This window comes from Streptomyces sp. NPDC088194 (assembly GCF_040702025.1).
Classification (GTDB): domain Bacteria; phylum Actinomycetota; class Actinomycetes; order Streptomycetales; family Streptomycetaceae; genus Actinacidiphila.
This window is the reverse complement of record NZ_JBFBIV010000135.1, coordinates 1-17,186: the sequence shown is the minus strand read 5'-3', so window position 1 is coordinate 17,186 and position 17,186 is coordinate 1. Positions and strand designations below refer to the sequence as shown.

Here is a 17,186-nt window from a genome sequence, read left to right as displayed (position 1 = left end):
TTCTTCCACACCCTGCTGGTGACCGCCGCGGTGGTGGCCATCGTGGTGCTGCTGGTGCGAGCGGCTGCGGGAGAAGGGCGAGCGCGTCGCAGCGCTCGAACGCGTCCTCGGCCCGTCCCGCCTGCGCGAGCACGAGCACGGCGCGCAGGCTCGGCCGCAGGGCCTCCGGGGTGACCGGGAGGACCGCCAGCGCCTGTTCGGCGCGTGCGGCGGCCCGGGACCGGAACCTGCCGGCCCGTGCGGTGCGGGTGGCGACAAGGCTCAGGTAGCGTCCCTCGTCCACCGCGCCGGACCGGGCCGGCCGGCGCAGGCGGGACAGCGGCCCGCCTGTCTCCTCGGCTTCCGCTGCACCGTCGCACCGAACGTCCGCGGACCACAGGGTGCGCTCACCCGGAGTGGGCTCACCCGGGGTGGGCTCCGGGAACGCGTCGAGGAGTCGGTCCGCCTCGCGGGAGCGGCCGGTCGTGATGAGGTGCTCGGCCAGCTCGCGAAGGGCCCGTTCACGCAGGTCCCCTTCACGCAAATCCCCTTCGCACAGGGCCCGTTCACGGTGGGCCGGTTCGCGCTGGCCCCGTTCCCCCGCCTCCCCTTCGCCCGGGTCCCGCTCCGGGTCGCCGCCCGCCTGATCGCGTACGCCCGGGTCCCCTACGGCCAGTCCGGCCGGAGTCGTCGTCCGGCCCGGCGCGGCCGCAGCGCGGGAGACCTCCGTCAGGCGGTCGATCGCCGCGTCGAGGTCCGTGTACCCCTCGGCGTGGCCGAGTTCCGCGAGCAGCGCGATACGGGTGGGGTCGGGAAGCGGCTCGCGCAGGGCCCTGGCCAGGTAGGCGCAGGCCCGTTCGGGTTCGCCGCGGCGGAGCGCGGTCGCGGCGGCGTCGCGCAGCAGGCCGGCGGCCCAGGGTTCGGCGGGCGCGGAGGAGGACATGAGCTGTTCCGCCGCCCGGTCGCCTGGCGCACCGGTCGCCCGGAGTATCCCGGCGGCCTTGGTGTGCAGCGCGTGGAGGTCCGCGAGCGGGACGTCCTGGAGCACCGTGTTGCGCATGAGGGGCTGCGCGAACGTCATCGACTCGCCCGCCACCCCCATCAGCCCGGCCCGGTCGAGGGCGGTCATGACCTCCATGACCACCGCGGGTTCGGCGCCGCAGAGGCGGGCCACCCGGGCGAGATCCGCCTCGGCTCCCAGGACGGCGGCGGCCCGGGCGATGTCGAGGGCGTACGGCGATATCCGTCGCAGCCGGGCGCGCAGCCGGGCGGCGAGCCGGGGAACGGCGATGCCGCCCAGTACGTCCGCCGAATCCGAGGTGGGGCTGACCGCCTGGTCCCGCAGCGCCGAGGTCAACTCGGTGACGGACAAGGGGTTTCCGCCCGCCTCCCGCATCACGGCGGCGACGAACTGCCCGTCCGGTGCGGCGGCCAGCGCGCGTTCGATCACCGCCGACGTCGCCGGAGCGCTCAGGTCCGCGGGATGCAGTTCCACCGCGCTCACGGCCAGCAACTCGTCGAGGACCGCCGGGTCGGCACACGGCTCGCCCGGACACACGGTGAGCATCACGGCGATCCGCGCCCGGTCGACCCGTTGCGGCAGGGCGCTCAGCCAGCGCAGCGACTCGCGGTCGAGGTACTGGAGGTCGTCGACGGCGACGAGCACGGGGGCGCGGGTGGACAGCCGGGCCAACGCCCGGTGGAAGGAGTGGAGTTCGGCGGAGAGGACCGGCCCGGGCGTGGCCGTCGACGCGGTGGGCACCGGCGCCCCGGCCGAACCGGTCGTTCCGGAAGGGGAGTTGGAGCCGCCCGAACCCAGATCCGCGAACGGGCCCCCGACGTGCGCCAGTTCGCCGGCCACCGGCTCGAACAGCCTGCTCACCAGCCCGAACGGCAGGTCGCGCTCGGACGATATCCCTCGGGCCGACAGCACCATGAAGCCCTCGCGCCGAGCCCGGTCGAGTGCCGCGTCGAGCAGCGCCGACTTGCCCGTGCCCGCGCCCGCGCTGACCACCACCACCCGTCCGGCGCCCTCCGCCGCGGCGGCGAGCATCGCCTCGACCTCGCCGATCTCCCGGTCGCGGCCGACCAGTTCTGACTGCGCCGTCTGCATGTGTTACCCATTCCCGTGGCCGGACGGCATGACGGCGCGTGCCGGCCGGGCAGCGGTCAAGGGGAGCGGCGGGCCGTGATCACACACCCGCCCCGGACGTATCCCGGCACGCGCACCGTCGCTCCGGCCCCGATTGATCGAGGGACGAGCTGGTGCGGAGTTCCTTGCCGGGTCTTCGGAAACCATGGGCGGGCGGTGCGGCGGCACGGCCCGCGACCGCGGTGGCGGCACGCTCCCGCCGCACCGCCTGCGTTCCGCGGGCGGGCGGGCGTGAGCTGCCGGGTCGTGCCAGGTTCACTTGCACCGCAGATCAGTGGGCCGGTGGGGCGGGGCTGAGCCAGCCGCAACCATAGCGTTTCCGCGCTGACCCGGCTGGTCGGGAGGGAGCCCGGTCCCGGTCGGCCGGCGGAACGCGCGCGGGATGCCCTGCTCGTCACTGCCGGCCTGGGTCGTGACACCCGGCACGACGACGGCACCTGCGCGCGCCGGCCGCCGTCCACGCAAGGGGGCGAACGCAAGGGGCGCGGCGAGACAAGTACAGGGTGAGACTGTCACCCGACGGTCGGAGACGGAGATTCCGTGACATCGGAACACGACGAACGCGGCGACCGCGACGGTGACGCCCAACTGTCCAGGGCCGCCGACGATCCGGCGGCGTTCACGCCGCTGGTCGAGAAGTACTCGGCGGCCCTGCACGGCTACTTCGCGCGGCGGATGCCGGGCGCGGCGGACGACCTGCTGGCCGAGGCGTGGCTGCAGGCGTTCGCCGCGCGGCGAACGTTCGACGCCTCGCGCGGAACCGCCCGGGGCTGGCTGTTCGGAGTGGCCCGCAACGTCCTGGCGGGTCATGTGCGGCGGGCCGCGCGGGCGGAGGCCCCCGCGCAGGTGGAGGTCAGCGACCCGTGGCAGGCCGTGGACCAGCGGCTGGACGCCGCGGCGCTGGCGCCCGCACTGCGCAGCGCGCTGGCCGAACTGCCGTCCGAGGAGCGGGAGGTGATGCTCCTCGTCTGCTGGGAGCAACTGACCCCGGCCGAGGCGGCCACCGCCATGGGCATCCCGTTCGGAACGGCCCGTTCGCGGCTGTACCGGGCCCGGGGCAGATTGCGCGAGCGGATCGCGCCGGACCGTCCCGCGGGGAACCGCCCCGCGGGACAGAGCCTGGCCGCGACGGGAGACCTGGCATGAGTACGTACGACATGGAGGAGACGGGCATGACCGAGCGGCAGGCAGTGATGGACTTCCCGGGCGCCGAGGCTCTGCGGGCGGCGGGTCGGGTCGAGCCCCCGCCGGCGAAGGCGCTGGCCCAGGCGCTGGCGGCGGTCGAGGAAGCCGTGCGGGAGGCCTCGGTCCAGGCTCCGCGGGAGGACGCGCGGAAGGGCGCCGTGGTGCGGCCGTTCTGGAAGCGCCGCCGCGCCGTCGCCCTCCTCGCGGTCGCCGCGGTCGCGGCCGGCGTCGCGGTGGCGTCCGCGAACATGGCGGCAGGGCCCGCGGGTACGCAGCAGGGGCCGCGGGCGCAGTCCGCGTCGGCCTTCCTGAACGACGTCGCCGAGGTCGCCGCCACCCAGTCGACCGGTTCGGGCACGTACTGGAAGACCCACTTCAAGACCGGGGACACGTACACCTCCCGGTCGATGGAATTCACCTACGTCGTCGACGGCAAGGCCGTCCGCACGTCGCACGACCCCGGCTGGAGGCTCGGCTCGCGGCGCTTCGACTGGAACGCCCTCGACCGCCTGACCACCGACCCCGCGCTGCTGCTCGGGCAGATCGAGCACACCACGAAGGACTCCGCCGACGAGGACGAGGACGCGGCCACGCTCGGGTTCGTGCAGGCGAGCACCCTGCTCGCCAACGCCCCGGCCAGTCCCGAACTGCGCAGCGCGCTCTTCAGGGCGCTGGCCCAGCTGAAGGGCGTGCGCGTGGCCGGCACCGTCAAGGACAGCGCCGGGCGCAGCGGAACGGAGCTGTCCTTCCGCGGGGGCGTCGGCACCACCGAGGTGATCATCGACCCGAGGACCAGCAAGCTGCTGGAACTCAACGAGCCCTGGCGCAGCGAGAAGGACCAGCGCCAGGCGACCTACCTGTCCACCGGCCTGACCGACACGATCGGCTGACCGACCGGATCTGCCGGCCGACGACGCGGCCACGGCGCACCGCCCGGACCAGGGCGCTGCGCCGTGGCCGCCGTGGCCTCAGCGCCTCGGCGCCCGCCCACCGGTGGAAACCTGTTCACCGGAGCGCCATTGCAACTTTGACCGTACAGCATCAAACTTGGATTCCATGGGAGAGCGCCTCTCATCCCCCCTCGCGCCCATGGAGAACCGATGCGCCTCAGGCCGCGTTTCGCCCTGCCGTCCGCCATCGCCCTCGCCGCCGCCGGCGTGGCCGCTGCCACGCTGTACCCGCACAGCGCCGACAAGTCGCTCCAACCGGTCGCCAGTTCGGTGCCGGCTCCCTCGCACGTCGTGATCGTGATGGAGGAGAACCACTCCTACGCCGACATCATCGGCAACACCTCCAGCGCGCCGTACATGAACCAACTCGCCTCCCAGGGTGCAGTGTTGACGGGTTCGTTCGGGGTGACCCACCCCAGCGAGCCGAACTACATGGCGTTGTTCGCCGGCAGCACCTACGGGCTCAGCGCCGACACCTGCCCGGTCAACGAGGGGACGGCCGCCAACCTCGGCTCCGAACTCCTCGCCGCGGGAAAGACGTTCAAAGGCTACTCGGAGGGACTGCCGAGCACCGGCTCGACCACGTGCAGTTCCGGCGCCTACGCCCGCAAGCACTCGCCGTGGATCAACTTCAGCAACGTCCCCACCTCCGACTCGCTGCCGTTCAGCTCCTTCCCGTCGGACTACAGCTCCCTGCCGACCGTCTCGTTCGTCATCCCGAACCTCGACGACGACATGCACGACGGGACCATCACGCAGGCCGACACCTGGCTGAAGAACAAGATGTCCGCGTACGCGACCTGGGCGAAGGCCAACAACAGCCTGCTGATCGTGACGTGGGACGAGGACGACTACACCGAGAACAACCAGATCCCCACCCTGTTCGTGGGCGCCAACGTGGCGGCCGGCCACTACAGCGAGAACGTCAACCACTACAACGTGCTCGCCACGCTGGAGCAGTTCTACGGGCTGGGGAAGGTCGGCTCCAGCGCGAGCGCGGCCCCGGTCACGGACATCTGGAACTGACGCGCACCATGGGCGAAGCCGAGCCGCGTCCGCCGTCCGCCGCGGCGGCGGACCCGCCCGCCCCTCGCCGCCCCGGCCCCCGCCGCCCCCGGCTCCGACCGCGGGCACGGCCCCGTACGCGACACCGTGCGCGTACGGCGGTGCTCGCGCTGGTGCTGGCGGCCGCGGCGGCCGGCAGCGGGCCGGCCGCGGCCGGGGACAGCGCCTCCGCCAGGCCGGTCACCGTCGGTGCCGCCGGCTGTGGCGACCTGCCCGCGCACCGCGCGGCCGGGCCGGTGACCTTCGACGTGACCGACCGTTCCCAGCTGTTCGTCGCCGTCTACCTGACCGACCCGGGCGGCGCGAAGGTCTACGCCGAGATCCCCTGGCTCGTGCCGGCGGCGAGCCAGCGGCTGTCCACCACGCTCGCGGCCGGCCGCTACACGCTGCGCTGCGTCTTCTCCGACGGCACGGTGCGCGACTCGCGCCCCATGGCGCTGTCGGGACGCGCGGCGGGCGCCGTCGCCGGGTACCGTCCGCTGCCCGACCTCGCGATGACCGCGCCGGTCACCGCCTACCGGGCCTGGCTGAAGGCCGCGCTGCCCCCGCTGCTGGCGGCTTCCCGCACCCTCGACGCCGACGTCGCCCGCGGCGACCTGACCGCCGCCCGCCGCGACTGGCTGCCCGCGCACCTGGACTACGAGCGCCTCGGCGCGGCCTACAACTCCTTCGGCGACTTCGACGCCGCCATCGACGGCACCGCGGACGGCCTGCCCGGCGGGGTGCGCGACCCGGGCTGGACCGGGTTCCACGCCGTCGAGTACGGGCTGTGGCACGGCCGTCCGGCGTCCGCGCTCCGGCCGCTGACGCGCGGGCTGGTCGCCGAGGTCCGCCGGCTGACCGCGGACTTCCCCAGCGAGGAGGTCGACCCGGGCGACCTTCCGCTGCGGGCCCACGAGATCCTGGAGAACGCGTTGCAGTTCCAGCTGACCGGCGCCGCGGACTACGGCAGCGGCACCACCCTGGCCACGCTCGGCGCCAACGTCGAGGGGACCTCCGAGGTGGTCTCCGTCCTCGCGCCGCTGATCGCGCCGCGCGACCCGGCGCTGCTGCGCGCGATCCGGAGCGGGCTGGCCCAGGTGACCGCGGACCTGCGCCAGCCGCACCCGGGCGCCGCCCCGGCCGGCCGCACCACCGACCGCAACGGCCCCGCCGACACCGGCCCCGGCTCCGAACCCGGCTCCGGCTCCGGCTCCCTCCGGACGCTGCGGGTCGAGGGCGACCTCGGAGCCCTGCTGGAGTCGCTCTCCTCGCTGCCCGGCCTGCTCGCGCCGCGGACGTCGGCGTGAGCGCCGGACCGCTCGGGCGCCGCGCGTTCCTGCGCGGCACGACGGTCGGGGTGGCGGCCACCGCCGCGCTGGGCGGAGCGACGCTCGGCGGCGTCACGCTGGCGGACGCGGACGACCGGCACGGTTCCGCGTCGGGCCGCGACATCCCCTTCGAGGGCGTCCACCAGGCCGGGATCGTCACCCCGCAGCAGGCCGCCGCGACGTTCGTGTCGTTCGAGATCGTCGCGCCGGACCGGGCGGCCCTGCGGGAGCTGTTCGGCACGCTGACCGATCGGATACGGCTGCTGACCTCAGGCGGCCCGGTTCCGGCCGCCGACGTCGCCTCCGTACCGTCCGACAGCGGGACGCTGGGCCCGGCGCTGCCCTCCGACGGGCTCACGATCACCGTGGGCGTGGGCGCGTCGCTCTTCGACGACCGCTACGGCCTAGCCGCCCGCCGCCCCGCCCGGCTCACCCGGATGCCGGTCTTCCCCGACGACCACGTGGCGGGCTCCACGGAGGTGCACGGCGACCTGTCGGTGCAGATCTGCGCGGACTCGCGGGACACCGTGATGCACGCGCTGCGCGACCTCACCCGGCACACCCGCGCCGGGCTGCGCCCGCTGTGGAAGGCCGACGGCTTCCACGCCGACCCGCGGCCGGCCGGCACCGCCCGCAACCAGCTCGGCTTCATGGACGGCACCGGCAACCCGGCGGTCGCCGACGCGGCCGTCGCCGACGCGCTGGTGTGGACCCGCGGCGCCGCGGACGGCGAGCCGGCCTGGACGGCAGGCGGCTCGTACCAGGTGATCAGGATCATCCGCATGCTGGTCGAGTTCTGGGACCGGGTCTCGCTGCGGGAGCAGGAGACGATGATCGGGCGGCGGCGCGACTCGGGCGCCCCGCTCGACGGGAGCCGCGAATCGGACACCCCCGACTACGGCTCCGACCCGCAGGGCCACGTGATCCCGCTCGACGCGCACATCCGGCTCGCCAACCCCCGCGACCGGGCCACCGCGGACCAGCGGTTCCTGCGGCGCGGCTACAACTACGACCGCGGCCTGGACCCGGTCGGGGACCTGGACGTCGGGCTCGTCTTCTGCTGCTACCAGCAGGACGTGCGGCGGCAGTTCCAGACGGTCCAGGAGCGGCTGGCCGGGGAGCCGCTGGTGGACTACGTGCAACCGACCGGCGGCGGGTACTTCTTCGCGCTGCCGGGGGTACGGGACGCCTCCGACCGGCTGGGCTCCGGCCTGCTCGCCTGAGGCCCGCGAGCGGCGGCACGACCGGAACAGCGGGGATTTCGACCCGCGATACGCCGATGTCCGCGCATCCGACGTGGACAACCGGAGCGAAGAGGACGCCGGCGGGCGCACACTAGGGGCAATGACAAAGCCTCATGCACCTAAGCGCCATCTGCCCACGAGCCCCTTCACGGCTCCGGTCACGCCTGCTCCCAAGCACTTCGCCGTCGGCGACCAGGTCGCCCACGACATGTACGGCCTCGGTCGGGTGACCGATACCGAGGAGGGAGTCGCCGCACTCGTGGACTTCGGGTCCGCGCGGATGCGGATTCTGAGCCCCTACACCAAGATGATCAAGCTCTAGTCCCGGTCCGGCAGATCCCGCTCCGGACCCGGCACCCCCGGCCCCTTCAGGGGCCCGCGACGAAAGACGGACCTCTCATTGACGTGACCTCGCTGTTCTCCGCACCGGAAGAGCAACCCCGCCGCTCCGCGCTGTCCTCGCCGCCCCCGAAGACGGACCCCTTCCACGCTCCGGACTTCGAGGACGACGGGTCCTGCCGGTACGACGACGAGGACGGGGACGAAGGCGAGGACGCGCCGGAGTCCGCCTCGGGCGTCCGCGAGGAGCCAGGGCCGGCGCCGGCGCTCCGGTGAGGGGTGCGACCGCCCCGGCCCCGGTCGGTGTCGCGTTCGTCCCCGTCCGCCGTCGCCCGGCCGCACCCGCGTGCCGGGCCCTCCCCTCGGCGGACCGCGCGAAGCCGACGTCAGAGCTCGTCGTCAGAGCTCGTCGTCGTGGGTGTCCGGCGCGAACACCACGGCGAGCGCCTCGGCGTGCTCGGGCACGTCGGGATCGGCCACGACCGTGGCCATCACCGTGGCCTCGTGGTGGTCCGGGTCCATCTCCAGGATCTGCCGCAGCACCTCCTGTGCCTGCGGCAGGGCGCCGTACTTGAGCGTCGTGAACGCGGCCAGCCGCAGCTTCTCGATCGTCACCGGTTCGGCCGGCACGCCGTCGCCGCGGATCTCCACGCACCGGTCGAGCAGCGGCTGGAAACGCCGGGGCGGGCCGAACAGCTGCAAGCCGATGATGATGCCCGGGACGGTGCTCGGGGCGCGCATCGGCGTGGCGATCGCGGCTTCGAAGTCGGCCGCCGCCTGGTCCCACTTGCCGAGCTGGAAGCGGATCTGGCCGAGGACGGCCGTGCGGTCGCCGCCGACGTCCGGAAGCTCGATGCGCTCGATCAGCCGCTCGGCCGCCCGGTTGTCCTGGTAGCCGAGCATGTACAGCGAGCCGAGTTCGAACAGCGCCGTCGTCTCGTTCGGGGCCTCCCGCAGGATCGCCTTGTACGCCGCCTTGGCCTCGTCCTTCCGGCCCAGCCGCCGGTGGACGCCCGCCACGGAGGTCAGCGCCTGGGGATCGCCGTCGGCCAGCTCGGCCGCGGCATCGGCGGCGGCCACCGCCTCGTCGCGGCGGCCCGCTTCGGCCAGCATCCGGCCGTGCAGGCTCGCGGCCCGACTCGACCGCGGGAAGCGGCGGCGCGCGTCGGCGGCGAGTGCGACGGCGTCGTCCAGGCGGTCCAGGTGTTCGAGGCCGAGGACGGTGTCCCGGTACAGCTGACCGGTCGCCTCGCCCTCGGCGATCAGCGGCTCCGCGAGGGCGACCAGGTCCTCGTACCTCGCGTCGTCGCCGGCGATCTCGGCGGCCAGCAGCCGCGCGGGGACCAGCGTCGCGTCCGCCGCCAGCATCGCCGCCACCAGGGTGCGGCAGCGGTCGCGGGAGTCCTTGGACCAGGCGTGGTTGTACGTCGCGGCCTTCCACATGGACCCGGCGATCCGCGCCTGCTCGCGCAGCAGTTCCCGGTCGGTGCCCGCGGTGCCGGGCGAGCCGAGGTCGGGAATGTCCAGGGCCTCGCAGCCGAGGGTGTAGACGTCGAGCAGCGGCGCGGGCAGCCCCTGCGTCTCCAGGGTGTCGAGCACCTCCCGGACCCGGTGCGGCCTGGGCTTCAACCGCAGGGCCACGGTGAACGCGTCACGAGCCGGGGCGATCATCCCCAGCCGGAGCTTCACGATGCCGGCCTGGATGAGGTAGGCGGTGTCGGTCGGTTCCCGCTGGAGGGCCTGCGCCAGGGCGGCGTCCGCGTCCCGCCAGCGGCGCAGGCTCACCAGGACGACCGCCCGGGTCTGGAAGCTCTCGCCGTTCAACGGGTCGACCTCGACGGCCCGGTCGGCCATCGGCAGCGCCTCGGGAAGCCGCTCGGGGATGTCGGCGAGCACCCGCGCGTACAGCCGCAGCACGCGGCCCTCGTCCGGCGCGATCTCCATGGCCCGCCGGACCAGCGGCAGCGCCTCGGCGACGTTCTTGTCCCTCATGAGGCACGACGCCGCCCGGTAGAAGCCCTCGGTGTCCTGGGGCCAGCGCGCGATCACCAGGCGGGCGGTCGCCACGGCCTCCTCCCGGCGGTCGGCCAGATCGAGCAGCCAGGCCAGGTTCGCCAGCGCGCCGTAGTGCTCGGGGTCGGCCGCCAGCACCCTGCGCAGGATCGGCTCGGCCTCGGCATAGCGGTCGAGGCGGGCCAGGGCGACGGCGCGCTCGACGGCGGCCTGCGACGGTTCGCGGCCGGCCGGTCCCTCGTCTGCCTCGTCCGCCATCAACGGCCCTTCGTGCCCTTGTGGGACTTGAAGTAGGCGGCGAGGTCGTCGTAGGCGCCGCCCTCGTTGGCGAACAGCGCGACCGAGCGCGCGGCGTCGAACCACGGTCCGGTCGACGGGCGCGCGTCCGCCAGCGCGGCATCGAAGTCGGGCATGCCCATCAGCCGCGCCTCGCCGCTGCGCACCGCGTCCATCAGCGCGATCTCCGCGGCCGACTCGCACAGGTGCGCCACGTCCGCGCCCGAGAAGCCGTCGGTGCGCTCGACCAGGGACGCCAGGTCGACTCCCGCGATCGGCCGGTCCCGCAGGTGGTAGCGGAGGATCTCCGCGCGGGCCTCGGCGTCCGGCGGCAGGACCAGTACGGTCCGATCGAAGCGGCCGGGGCGGCGCAGCGCCGGGTCGACGTCCCACGGTGCGTTCGTCGCGCCGAGGACGAACACCCCCTCGTTGTCCGATCCCACCGAGTCCAGCTCCGCGAGGAACTGGTTGACGGTCGTGCGCATCGTGGAGTTGCGGGTCTGGCTGCGCCGCTGGCCGAGCGCGTCCACCTCGTCGAAGAACAGCACGCACGGTGCCTGACGCCGCGCCAGCTGGAACAGCTCGCTCAGGTTCCGCTCCGAGGAGCCGATCCACATGTCGAGCACATCGGCGATGCCCACGGAGACGAACGACGCGCCGAGTTCGCCGGCGACGGCGCGCGCGACGAAGGTCTTGCCGCAGCCGGGCGGGCCGTACAGCAGCAGGCCGCCGCGCAGCGACTTGCCGTAGAGCCTGCGCAGTTCCGGGTTGCGCAACGGCGCGAGGAACGCGGCCTGCAACCGGTCCTTGACGTCGGACAGCCCGCCGACGTCGGCGAGGGTCAGGGCCGGCCGCTCGACCTCGTGGGCCGGGGCGCCCCGCGGGTCCTCGCGCGCGTCGTCGGCGGCGGCGGGCGGCGGGACGGGCGCGGCCGGCGGCGGGGCGGGCGCGGGGGTGAAGCGCGGCGGCGGGGCCACGTCCCGCAGTTCGGCCTCCGCCGTCGGCCAGTCGAAGCCGGCGTCGGGCTTCTCCGCGGGCACGCTCTCCGCCGGTGTCCCGCCGCTCAGCGCCCTGAGCATCAGCTGCCTGGCCGGAACGGAATCCGGCGCCAGGCGCAGCGCCTCGCCGAGTTCGACGATCGCGCCATCCGCATCACCGGCGTTGAGGAGCGCTTCGGCGAGCGCGACACGGAACTCGGCCTGTTCCGGCGCGGAACGCACCGCCTGGCGCAGCGCGTGGAGCAGCGGGCTTTCCGGGTCAGCCATGGTCCCCCCTGGGCGAATTCACCGCGAGCATAGCCCGTACGTGCCGCCCCGCGGCGGGCCCGCCGGCCACGAGGGCAACGCCGTACGCCCGGCTGCCGGCTTGCCCCCGACCGCCGGGCCGAACCGGGTGCCTCCCGGGCCGAACCGGCCGGGCGAGAGCGGCTCGACGCCGTAAGTACAAGGTCCGATCCCCCTTCCTTTGTCCGTAGGGCCCGGGATATCCCTTGGGCTACGAACGGCCGGTCGGCGGGCGCGGTGCGGTGCGGTGCGGAAGGAGCGGGGCCATGGGTGAGGAACGGTTCGCGGCGGGCTGGCGGGTGGACGAGCGGTGCGTGAACTGCGATGTCGCCCGGCAGCTCGCCCCCGGCCTGATCGGCGAGGTCGACGGCCGCTCGGTCGTGCTGCGCCAGCCGCGCGACCGAACCGAGGTCCGGCAGCTGAACGCCGCGGCGCACGCCTGCCCCTCCCGGTCGATCCGTCCCCCGTCCGGGCGGCTGGCGGCGGAACTCGACCCCTTCCCCCTGGCCCTGGACGACACCGTGTACCTGTGCGGGCACAACTCCACGCACACCGCGGGGGCCAACTCCTACCTGCTGCGCCGCCCCGGCGGCACCGTCATGATGGTGGACACACCGCGGTGGAGCGCGTCGCTGGCCACGCGCTTCGAGGAGCTGGGGCCTGTCACGGACGTCCTGCTCACCCACCGCGACCACGCCGCGCACGGCCGCCGCTACGCCGACCGCTTCGGCGCCCGGCTGTGGGTCCACGAGGGCGACCTCGACGCCGCCCCGGACGCCGACCGGGTGCTGCGCGGCACCGACCCGGCGCAGATCGCCGAGGGGGTGGTCGCCTTCCCCCTCCCCGGGCACACCCGCGGCAGCGTGCTGTTCCTCGCGGACGAGCGGTACTGCTTCAGCGGCGACAGCTTCTACTGGTCACGCGGCACAGCGGACATCGAGGTGGCCGACAGCGTCACCTGGTACTCGATCGGTGAACTCGCCGCGTCCTTGGCCCGGGCCGCCGATCGGCTGCGCTTCGAGTGGTTGCTGCCCGGCCACGGCGACCGCCGGCACCTTCCCGCCGACGCCATGGCCCAGCGGCTCCGGCAACTGGCGGCGCGCACCGGCGAACTGCGGCCCCGCCCCATCGATTTCAGCGCGATGCGCTGGTAACGGACTTACCCGCACACCCTGATCGGCCGGCGCGCAGACCACCGGGCCGGGGCCACCCGGCAAGGCAGAACCTAATGCCCCTGCGCGGCCGCCGCCTTCGCGCTGGCCGCGGCCGCCGCACGGGCCTGATCGCGCGTCATACTCCCGTGCTCGTGCGAGCCCGCCGCCTTCGCGCTGGCCTCGGCCGCCGCGCGGGCCTCGTCAGGCGTCATACTCCCGTGCTCGTGCGAGCCCGCCGCCTTCGCGCTGGCCTTGGCCGCCGCACGGGCCTGGTCGCGCGTCATGCCGGAGTCGGTGGCGGTGTGGGCGTTCGCCGGGGGCGGCGCGGCCTCGGCCTGCGCGGTGACGGCGCCGACCAGTCCGGTCAGGAGAAGGGCGCCGGCGACGGCGGGGCGGCTCAGCAGCCGGCGTCCGGTTCGGGGTGCGCGGTGGGACATGGGGCTGTCCTCTCTCGTGGCTGGCGTCCGGTGGCATCCGGACAGCGATGCGGGACATACGCCTGCCGGGCGGCCGAAAGTGGCAGCCGAGCGCTGTGAGCCACATCACCGCGATCGACTGCCACCGTCGCCCGCTCGGCAGGCGTACTTCCTCAGCGGTCCAGTACCGTTCCCGATCGCGCCCCGGCCCCTGGGGAAGGAGTGCAGCCCGATGCAGGACAGGGAGTTCGACGCCCTCTACGCTGCGGCGTTCCCGAGGCTGGTGCGCCAGCTGACGCTGGTGACCGGGGACGCGGAGGCCGCGCAGGACGCGGTGCAGGAGGCGTTCGTCCGTGCCTGGTCCCGGCGTGGCACCCTGCGCGCGGTGGAGGTGCCGGAGGCGTGGGTACGGACCACGGCCTGGCGGCTGGCCGCCTCCCGGTTCCGTCGCATGAGGCGCGGCTGGGAGTTGACGCTGCGCCACCACCGGCCGACCAGCGTCGCCGAGCCGTCACCCGACCGGCTCCTGGTGGAGCGGGCGCTCGCCACCGTGCCGGTGAACCAGCGGCGGGCGCTCGTCCTGCACTACCTGTGCGATCTCAGTGTCGAGCAGATAGCCGCCGAGACCGGGACTCCCGCGGGCACGATCAAGAGCTGGCTGGCCCGTGGCCGCAAGGCGCTCGCCCAGTCGCTCGCCACGGAAGAGAGGCAATCCAGCAATGTCTGACCTGGACGACCGAATCCGTGCGGCGCTGCTCGAAGGCACCCTCCAGCCGGCCCGCACTCCTTTGACCGCCCACCAGGTCAGGCTGCGCGGCACGGCACGCAGGCGGCGCCGGCAACTGGCCCTCACCGGGGGCGGCCTGGCGCTGGCGGCGGGCGGTCTCACGCTGGTCGCGGGGCTCGGCTGGGGGACCGGCGCGGACCGGCAGGCCGGCCGGTCCGCCGCCCCGTCCTCGGGCACCGCCTGGCCCACGGCCGGCCGGGCCCAACTCGACGCCGCCCGAGCCGCGGTGGCGGACTACTACCGCCGGCTCCCGCCGGACACCACGAGCACCACAGCCGAGGCCGAGGTGGCGGCCCTCACGGAGCAGCACCTCACCGCCACCGCTCGGGCCGAGGCAGCGTCCCTGTCCGTGGGCCTCGCCCGACCCGCGGACACCCTCCCGGCCGTCTGCGGGACCCGGACCGCCGCGCTGCGGGTCGGTCCACTCACCAGGACCGGCGCCCACCGGGCCGGCGCCGTCGTGTCGGGCGCCTCGGACCGCACGGTCATCACCGTCGAGCTGGACTCGGGGCGCATCAGTGGCTGGACCTGCGGCTGAGCGGGGTCAGGCAGGGGCGCGGTCAGGCAGGGGCGTGGGCAGCGCGCCGCCCGCGGTGGGCCGCGCCGCTTTATGATCGCCGGTCATGGACTGGCTCGAGCGCGCCGCGAAGCTGAGGCAGTGGACCGGCAACGGGACGCGGGCTCCGCACAAGCCGCTGCTGTTCCTGTACGCCCTGGGCCGGTTCCAGGAGGACGCCGAGGCGGAGCTGCGGTACAGCGCGGTGGAGGCGGATCTGGGGCGGCTGCTGGCCGAGTACGGTCCGGCCCATCGGACCACGCCCGCGTACCCGTTCCATCACCTGGTCAGCGACGGGGTGTGGGAGGTGCGCACCGACCGCGGCGACGGCAGTCCCGGCAACCGCGTGCTCGAACTGCGGGCCTCCGGTGCGGCGGGCAGGCTCGTGCCGGAGCTGAGGACGGCGCTGCGGCGCGAGCCGTCGTTGCTCGGACGGATGGCGCGGGTGCTGCTCGATCTGCACTTCCCGCCGTCCCTGCACGGCGAACTGTGCGAGGCGGTCGGCCTGGAGCTGGAGCTGGCGGAGACGGGGACGCTCACGGCGGTGCGGCGCCGGCGGGACCGGCGGATGCGGGAGTCGGTGCTCACCGCGTACGAGTACCGGTGCGCCTTCTGCGGCTACGACGGCATGATCGGCGCGGTGCCGGTCGGGTTGGAGGCCGCGCACGTGCGCTGGTGGGCGTTCGACGGTCCGGACGAGGTCGACAACGGAGTGTGCCTGTGCGCGCTCCATCACAAGCTCTTCGACAAGGGGGTCCTCGGTGTCGGCGACGGCCATCTGATCCTGGTGTCCCGGGATTTCGTCGGGCGGAGCGCGTCCGCCCGCGAGCACGTGGTCGCCCTCGCGGGCCGCGCGCTGCTCGGGCCGCAGCCCGGCACGCCCGCGATCACCGCTTCGCACCGGGCGTGGCACGCCCGGCAGGTCTTCCACGGTGAGCCGCGCCCGGCCGCCACGGCGTGACCGCCGGGGCACGTCGCCCAGGCGCGCCGCGGGCTGAGCGGGCGAGCGGCGTGACGGGCCGGCGCGGGCGGGGTGTCGTTGGGGGCCGCGCCCACCCGCGGACAGGGACGGGGACCGCGGATGTAACGCTTTCGGGTGCCGCGGACTAGTACCGGGTGTAAGGCATCGCACCTTTGACCTGCCCTGAGGAGCCGTCCGTGCCAGCGGAGCATCCGAAAGCACCACCCGCGCGGGACCCGGCCGGGTTCGCCGCGTTCTACGAGCAGCACTTCGACACCGTGCTCGGTTTCGTCACCCGGCGCGTCGACGACGCGCACCTGGCCGCCGACCTGACCGCGGACATCTTCGTGGCCGCCCTGGAGGGCGCGCACACCTACGACGCGCGGCGCGGCGCACCCGTCGCCTGGCTCTACGGCATATCCCGCAACGTCATCCACGCCCACTTCCACGGCACCGCCCGCGAGCGGATGGCGGTCGCCCGGATCAGCGGGCGGCGGCTGCTGGACGACCAGGACGTCAGCGCCATCGAAGCGCGGATCGACGCCGACCGCGCCGTCCGGCAACTCGCCGCCGCCCACGCCGCGCTCTCCGACCCGCTGCGCCAGGTGCTCGACCTGGTCGACCTCGACGGGCTCACGGTCCGCGAGGCGGCGCAGGCGCTGGGCGTCAGCTCGCCCACCGCCCGGGTCCGGCTGCACCGCGCCCGCAAGGCCCTGCGCAGCGCGGGCCAGACCCACATCGCCGGTTACGAAACCCTTCTGGAGACCGCCCAGTGAACGTCCCCGCGCACTTCAAGCAGCAGCTCGCCGACGAGTTGAACGCCCACGCGGCGGCCCTGACCGCCCCGGCCGGCCACCGGTCCCTGCTGCGGCTCCACGCGCCGCGCCGCCGGGTCGCCCTCGTGGTCGGCGTGGCCGCGGCGGCCGCCGCCGCGGTGGCGGTCGCCCTGCCGTCGACGTCCGCGTCGCACAGCGACCAGCAGGCCGCGCCCGCCCGGCAGAGCGCCCCGGGCAGCTCCGGCACTTCGGGCGCCTCGGTCAGCTCGGGCACCAGCGGCCTGAACATCGTCAACGCCAACTACTCCGTGCGGTCCAAGCCGGGCGGCATGGTCTCCGTCCAGCTGTTCGACCTGAAGGGCGTCCCCGGCCTGCAGGCCACCCTGGACAAGGCCGGCATCCCCGCGAAGGTGATGGCGCCCTCGGCCTCCTGCTCCGCCACCGGCCACACCCACGACAGCCCGCACGGCAGCCTCCTCAAGGTGGCGCCGCCGTCCGGCTTCCACAGCAACGGGGTCCGCGACATCAATCCCGGTGCCATCGTCCCGGGCGACCACCTGCTGTTCGTGCCGGCCTCGAAGAGCGGCCCGGTGACCTCACTGGCCATCACCCTGGTGCGTCAACTCCCCACCTGCGTCCCGGCGAACTAGTGTTCTGAGTCGGGAATTCGCTTCAGATATCCGGCGAGGCGTTCGAGGATGTCCTCTGCGGTCTTGGTCCAGATGTAGGGCTTGGGATCG

Annotated in this window: 17 protein-coding genes; 13 read left to right on the top strand and 4 right to left on the bottom strand. The window is 74.3% G+C overall.

Going from position 1 to position 17,186, the window contains the following annotated elements:
- Nucleotides 1-2,092 (bottom strand): ATP-binding protein (locus tag AB0399_RS37755; RefSeq protein ID WP_366414362.1); only part of this gene is annotated, 2,092 nt, incomplete at its 3' end.
- A 579-nt stretch (nucleotides 2,093-2,671) separates the two neighbouring features.
- Between AB0399_RS37755 and AB0399_RS37750 the strand changes: the two genes are divergently transcribed.
- The 7 genes from AB0399_RS37750 (at nucleotide 2,672) to AB0399_RS37720 (ending at nucleotide 8,500) form a co-directional block, all read left to right on the top strand.
- Entirely contained in the window at nucleotides 2,672-3,277 is a 606-nt protein-coding gene (locus AB0399_RS37750) for an RNA polymerase sigma factor (protein ID WP_329367478.1), read from the top strand.
- Complete coding sequence (locus tag AB0399_RS37745) at nucleotides 3,274-4,206, top strand: CU044_5270 family protein (RefSeq protein WP_366414361.1); 933 nt, start codon at nucleotides 3,274-3,276, stop codon at nucleotides 4,204-4,206. The genes AB0399_RS37750 and AB0399_RS37745 overlap by 4 nt, the downstream gene beginning before the upstream one ends.
- Before the next feature lie 210 nt (nucleotides 4,207-4,416).
- Nucleotides 4,417-5,292 (top strand): alkaline phosphatase family protein, encoded by an 876-nt coding sequence (locus AB0399_RS37740; RefSeq protein WP_366414360.1) that lies wholly within the window; start codon nucleotides 4,417-4,419, stop codon nucleotides 5,290-5,292.
- A gap of 140 nt (nucleotides 5,293-5,432) precedes the next feature.
- Nucleotides 5,433-6,620 carry an EfeM/EfeO family lipoprotein gene (locus tag AB0399_RS37735; protein ID WP_366414359.1) on the top strand — a complete coding sequence of 396 codons (1,188 nt, stop codon included), beginning with the start codon at nucleotides 5,433-5,435 and terminating at the stop codon, nucleotides 6,618-6,620.
- The gene (gene efeB, locus AB0399_RS37730; RefSeq protein ID WP_366414358.1) at nucleotides 6,617-7,864 is read left to right on the top strand and encodes an iron uptake transporter deferrochelatase/peroxidase subunit; all 1,248 of its coding nucleotides are present in this window, start codon (nucleotides 6,617-6,619) and stop codon (nucleotides 7,862-7,864) included. Before AB0399_RS37735 ends, efeB begins: the two co-directional genes overlap by 4 nt.
- Before the next feature lie 121 nt (nucleotides 7,865-7,985).
- Nucleotides 7,986-8,207: a hypothetical protein gene (locus AB0399_RS37725; protein WP_328466086.1), complete on the top strand. Its 222-nt coding sequence runs from the start codon at nucleotides 7,986-7,988 to the stop codon at nucleotides 8,205-8,207.
- Between the two features lie 83 nt (nucleotides 8,208-8,290).
- On the top strand, nucleotides 8,291-8,500 hold the full coding sequence (locus AB0399_RS37720; protein WP_329367470.1) for a hypothetical protein: 210 nt from the start codon (nucleotides 8,291-8,293) through the stop codon (nucleotides 8,498-8,500).
- A 123-nt stretch (nucleotides 8,501-8,623) separates the two neighbouring features.
- Here the strand turns inward: AB0399_RS37720 and AB0399_RS37715 are convergent, their stop codons facing one another.
- Together AB0399_RS37715 and AB0399_RS37710 are read right to left on the bottom strand one after the other, a co-directional pair.
- Entirely contained in the window at nucleotides 8,624-10,495 is a 1,872-nt protein-coding gene (locus AB0399_RS37715; protein ID WP_366414357.1) for a tetratricopeptide repeat protein, read from the bottom strand.
- The gene (locus AB0399_RS37710) at nucleotides 10,495-11,778 is read right to left on the bottom strand and encodes an AAA family ATPase (RefSeq protein WP_366414356.1); all 1,284 of its coding nucleotides are present in this window, start codon (nucleotides 11,776-11,778) and stop codon (nucleotides 10,495-10,497) included. The genes AB0399_RS37715 and AB0399_RS37710 overlap by 1 nt, the downstream gene beginning before the upstream one ends.
- A 284-nt stretch (nucleotides 11,779-12,062) precedes the next feature.
- Here AB0399_RS37710 and AB0399_RS37705 point away from each other — a divergent pair, with 284 nt between their 5' ends.
- Nucleotides 12,063-12,950 carry an MBL fold metallo-hydrolase gene (locus tag AB0399_RS37705; RefSeq protein ID WP_366414355.1) on the top strand — a complete coding sequence of 296 codons (888 nt, stop codon included), beginning with the start codon at nucleotides 12,063-12,065 and terminating at the stop codon, nucleotides 12,948-12,950.
- 71 nt (nucleotides 12,951-13,021) lie between these two features.
- Here the strand turns inward: AB0399_RS37705 and AB0399_RS37700 are convergent, their stop codons facing one another.
- The gene (locus tag AB0399_RS37700) at nucleotides 13,022-13,387 is read right to left on the bottom strand and encodes a hypothetical protein (protein ID WP_366414354.1); all 366 of its coding nucleotides are present in this window, start codon (nucleotides 13,385-13,387) and stop codon (nucleotides 13,022-13,024) included.
- Between the two features lie 211 nt (nucleotides 13,388-13,598).
- On the opposite strand from AB0399_RS37700, the gene AB0399_RS37695 reads away from it, so the two are divergent.
- The 5 genes from AB0399_RS37695 to AB0399_RS37675 all read left to right on the top strand — a co-directional run bounded on the left by AB0399_RS37695 (nucleotide 13,599) and on the right by AB0399_RS37675 (nucleotide 17,096).
- A complete protein-coding gene (locus tag AB0399_RS37695) occupies nucleotides 13,599-14,093 on the top strand; it encodes a SigE family RNA polymerase sigma factor (protein ID WP_366414353.1) in 495 nt (164 codons plus the stop codon).
- Nucleotides 14,086-14,691 (top strand): hypothetical protein, encoded by a 606-nt coding sequence (locus tag AB0399_RS37690; RefSeq protein ID WP_366414352.1) that lies wholly within the window; start codon nucleotides 14,086-14,088, stop codon nucleotides 14,689-14,691. The genes AB0399_RS37695 and AB0399_RS37690 overlap by 8 nt, the downstream gene beginning before the upstream one ends.
- 85 nt (nucleotides 14,692-14,776) lie before the next feature.
- Nucleotides 14,777-15,670: a phosphorothioated DNA-binding restriction endonuclease gene (locus AB0399_RS37685; RefSeq protein ID WP_366414351.1), complete on the top strand. Its 894-nt coding sequence runs from the start codon at nucleotides 14,777-14,779 to the stop codon at nucleotides 15,668-15,670.
- A 197-nt stretch (nucleotides 15,671-15,867) separates the two neighbouring features.
- Complete coding sequence (locus tag AB0399_RS37680) at nucleotides 15,868-16,446, top strand: RNA polymerase sigma factor (RefSeq protein WP_366414350.1); 579 nt, start codon at nucleotides 15,868-15,870, stop codon at nucleotides 16,444-16,446.
- Nucleotides 16,443-17,096: a hypothetical protein gene (locus AB0399_RS37675; protein ID WP_366414349.1), complete on the top strand. Its 654-nt coding sequence runs from the start codon at nucleotides 16,443-16,445 to the stop codon at nucleotides 17,094-17,096. Before AB0399_RS37680 ends, AB0399_RS37675 begins: the two co-directional genes overlap by 4 nt.
- Nucleotides 17,097-17,186: the final 90 nt, after the last annotated feature.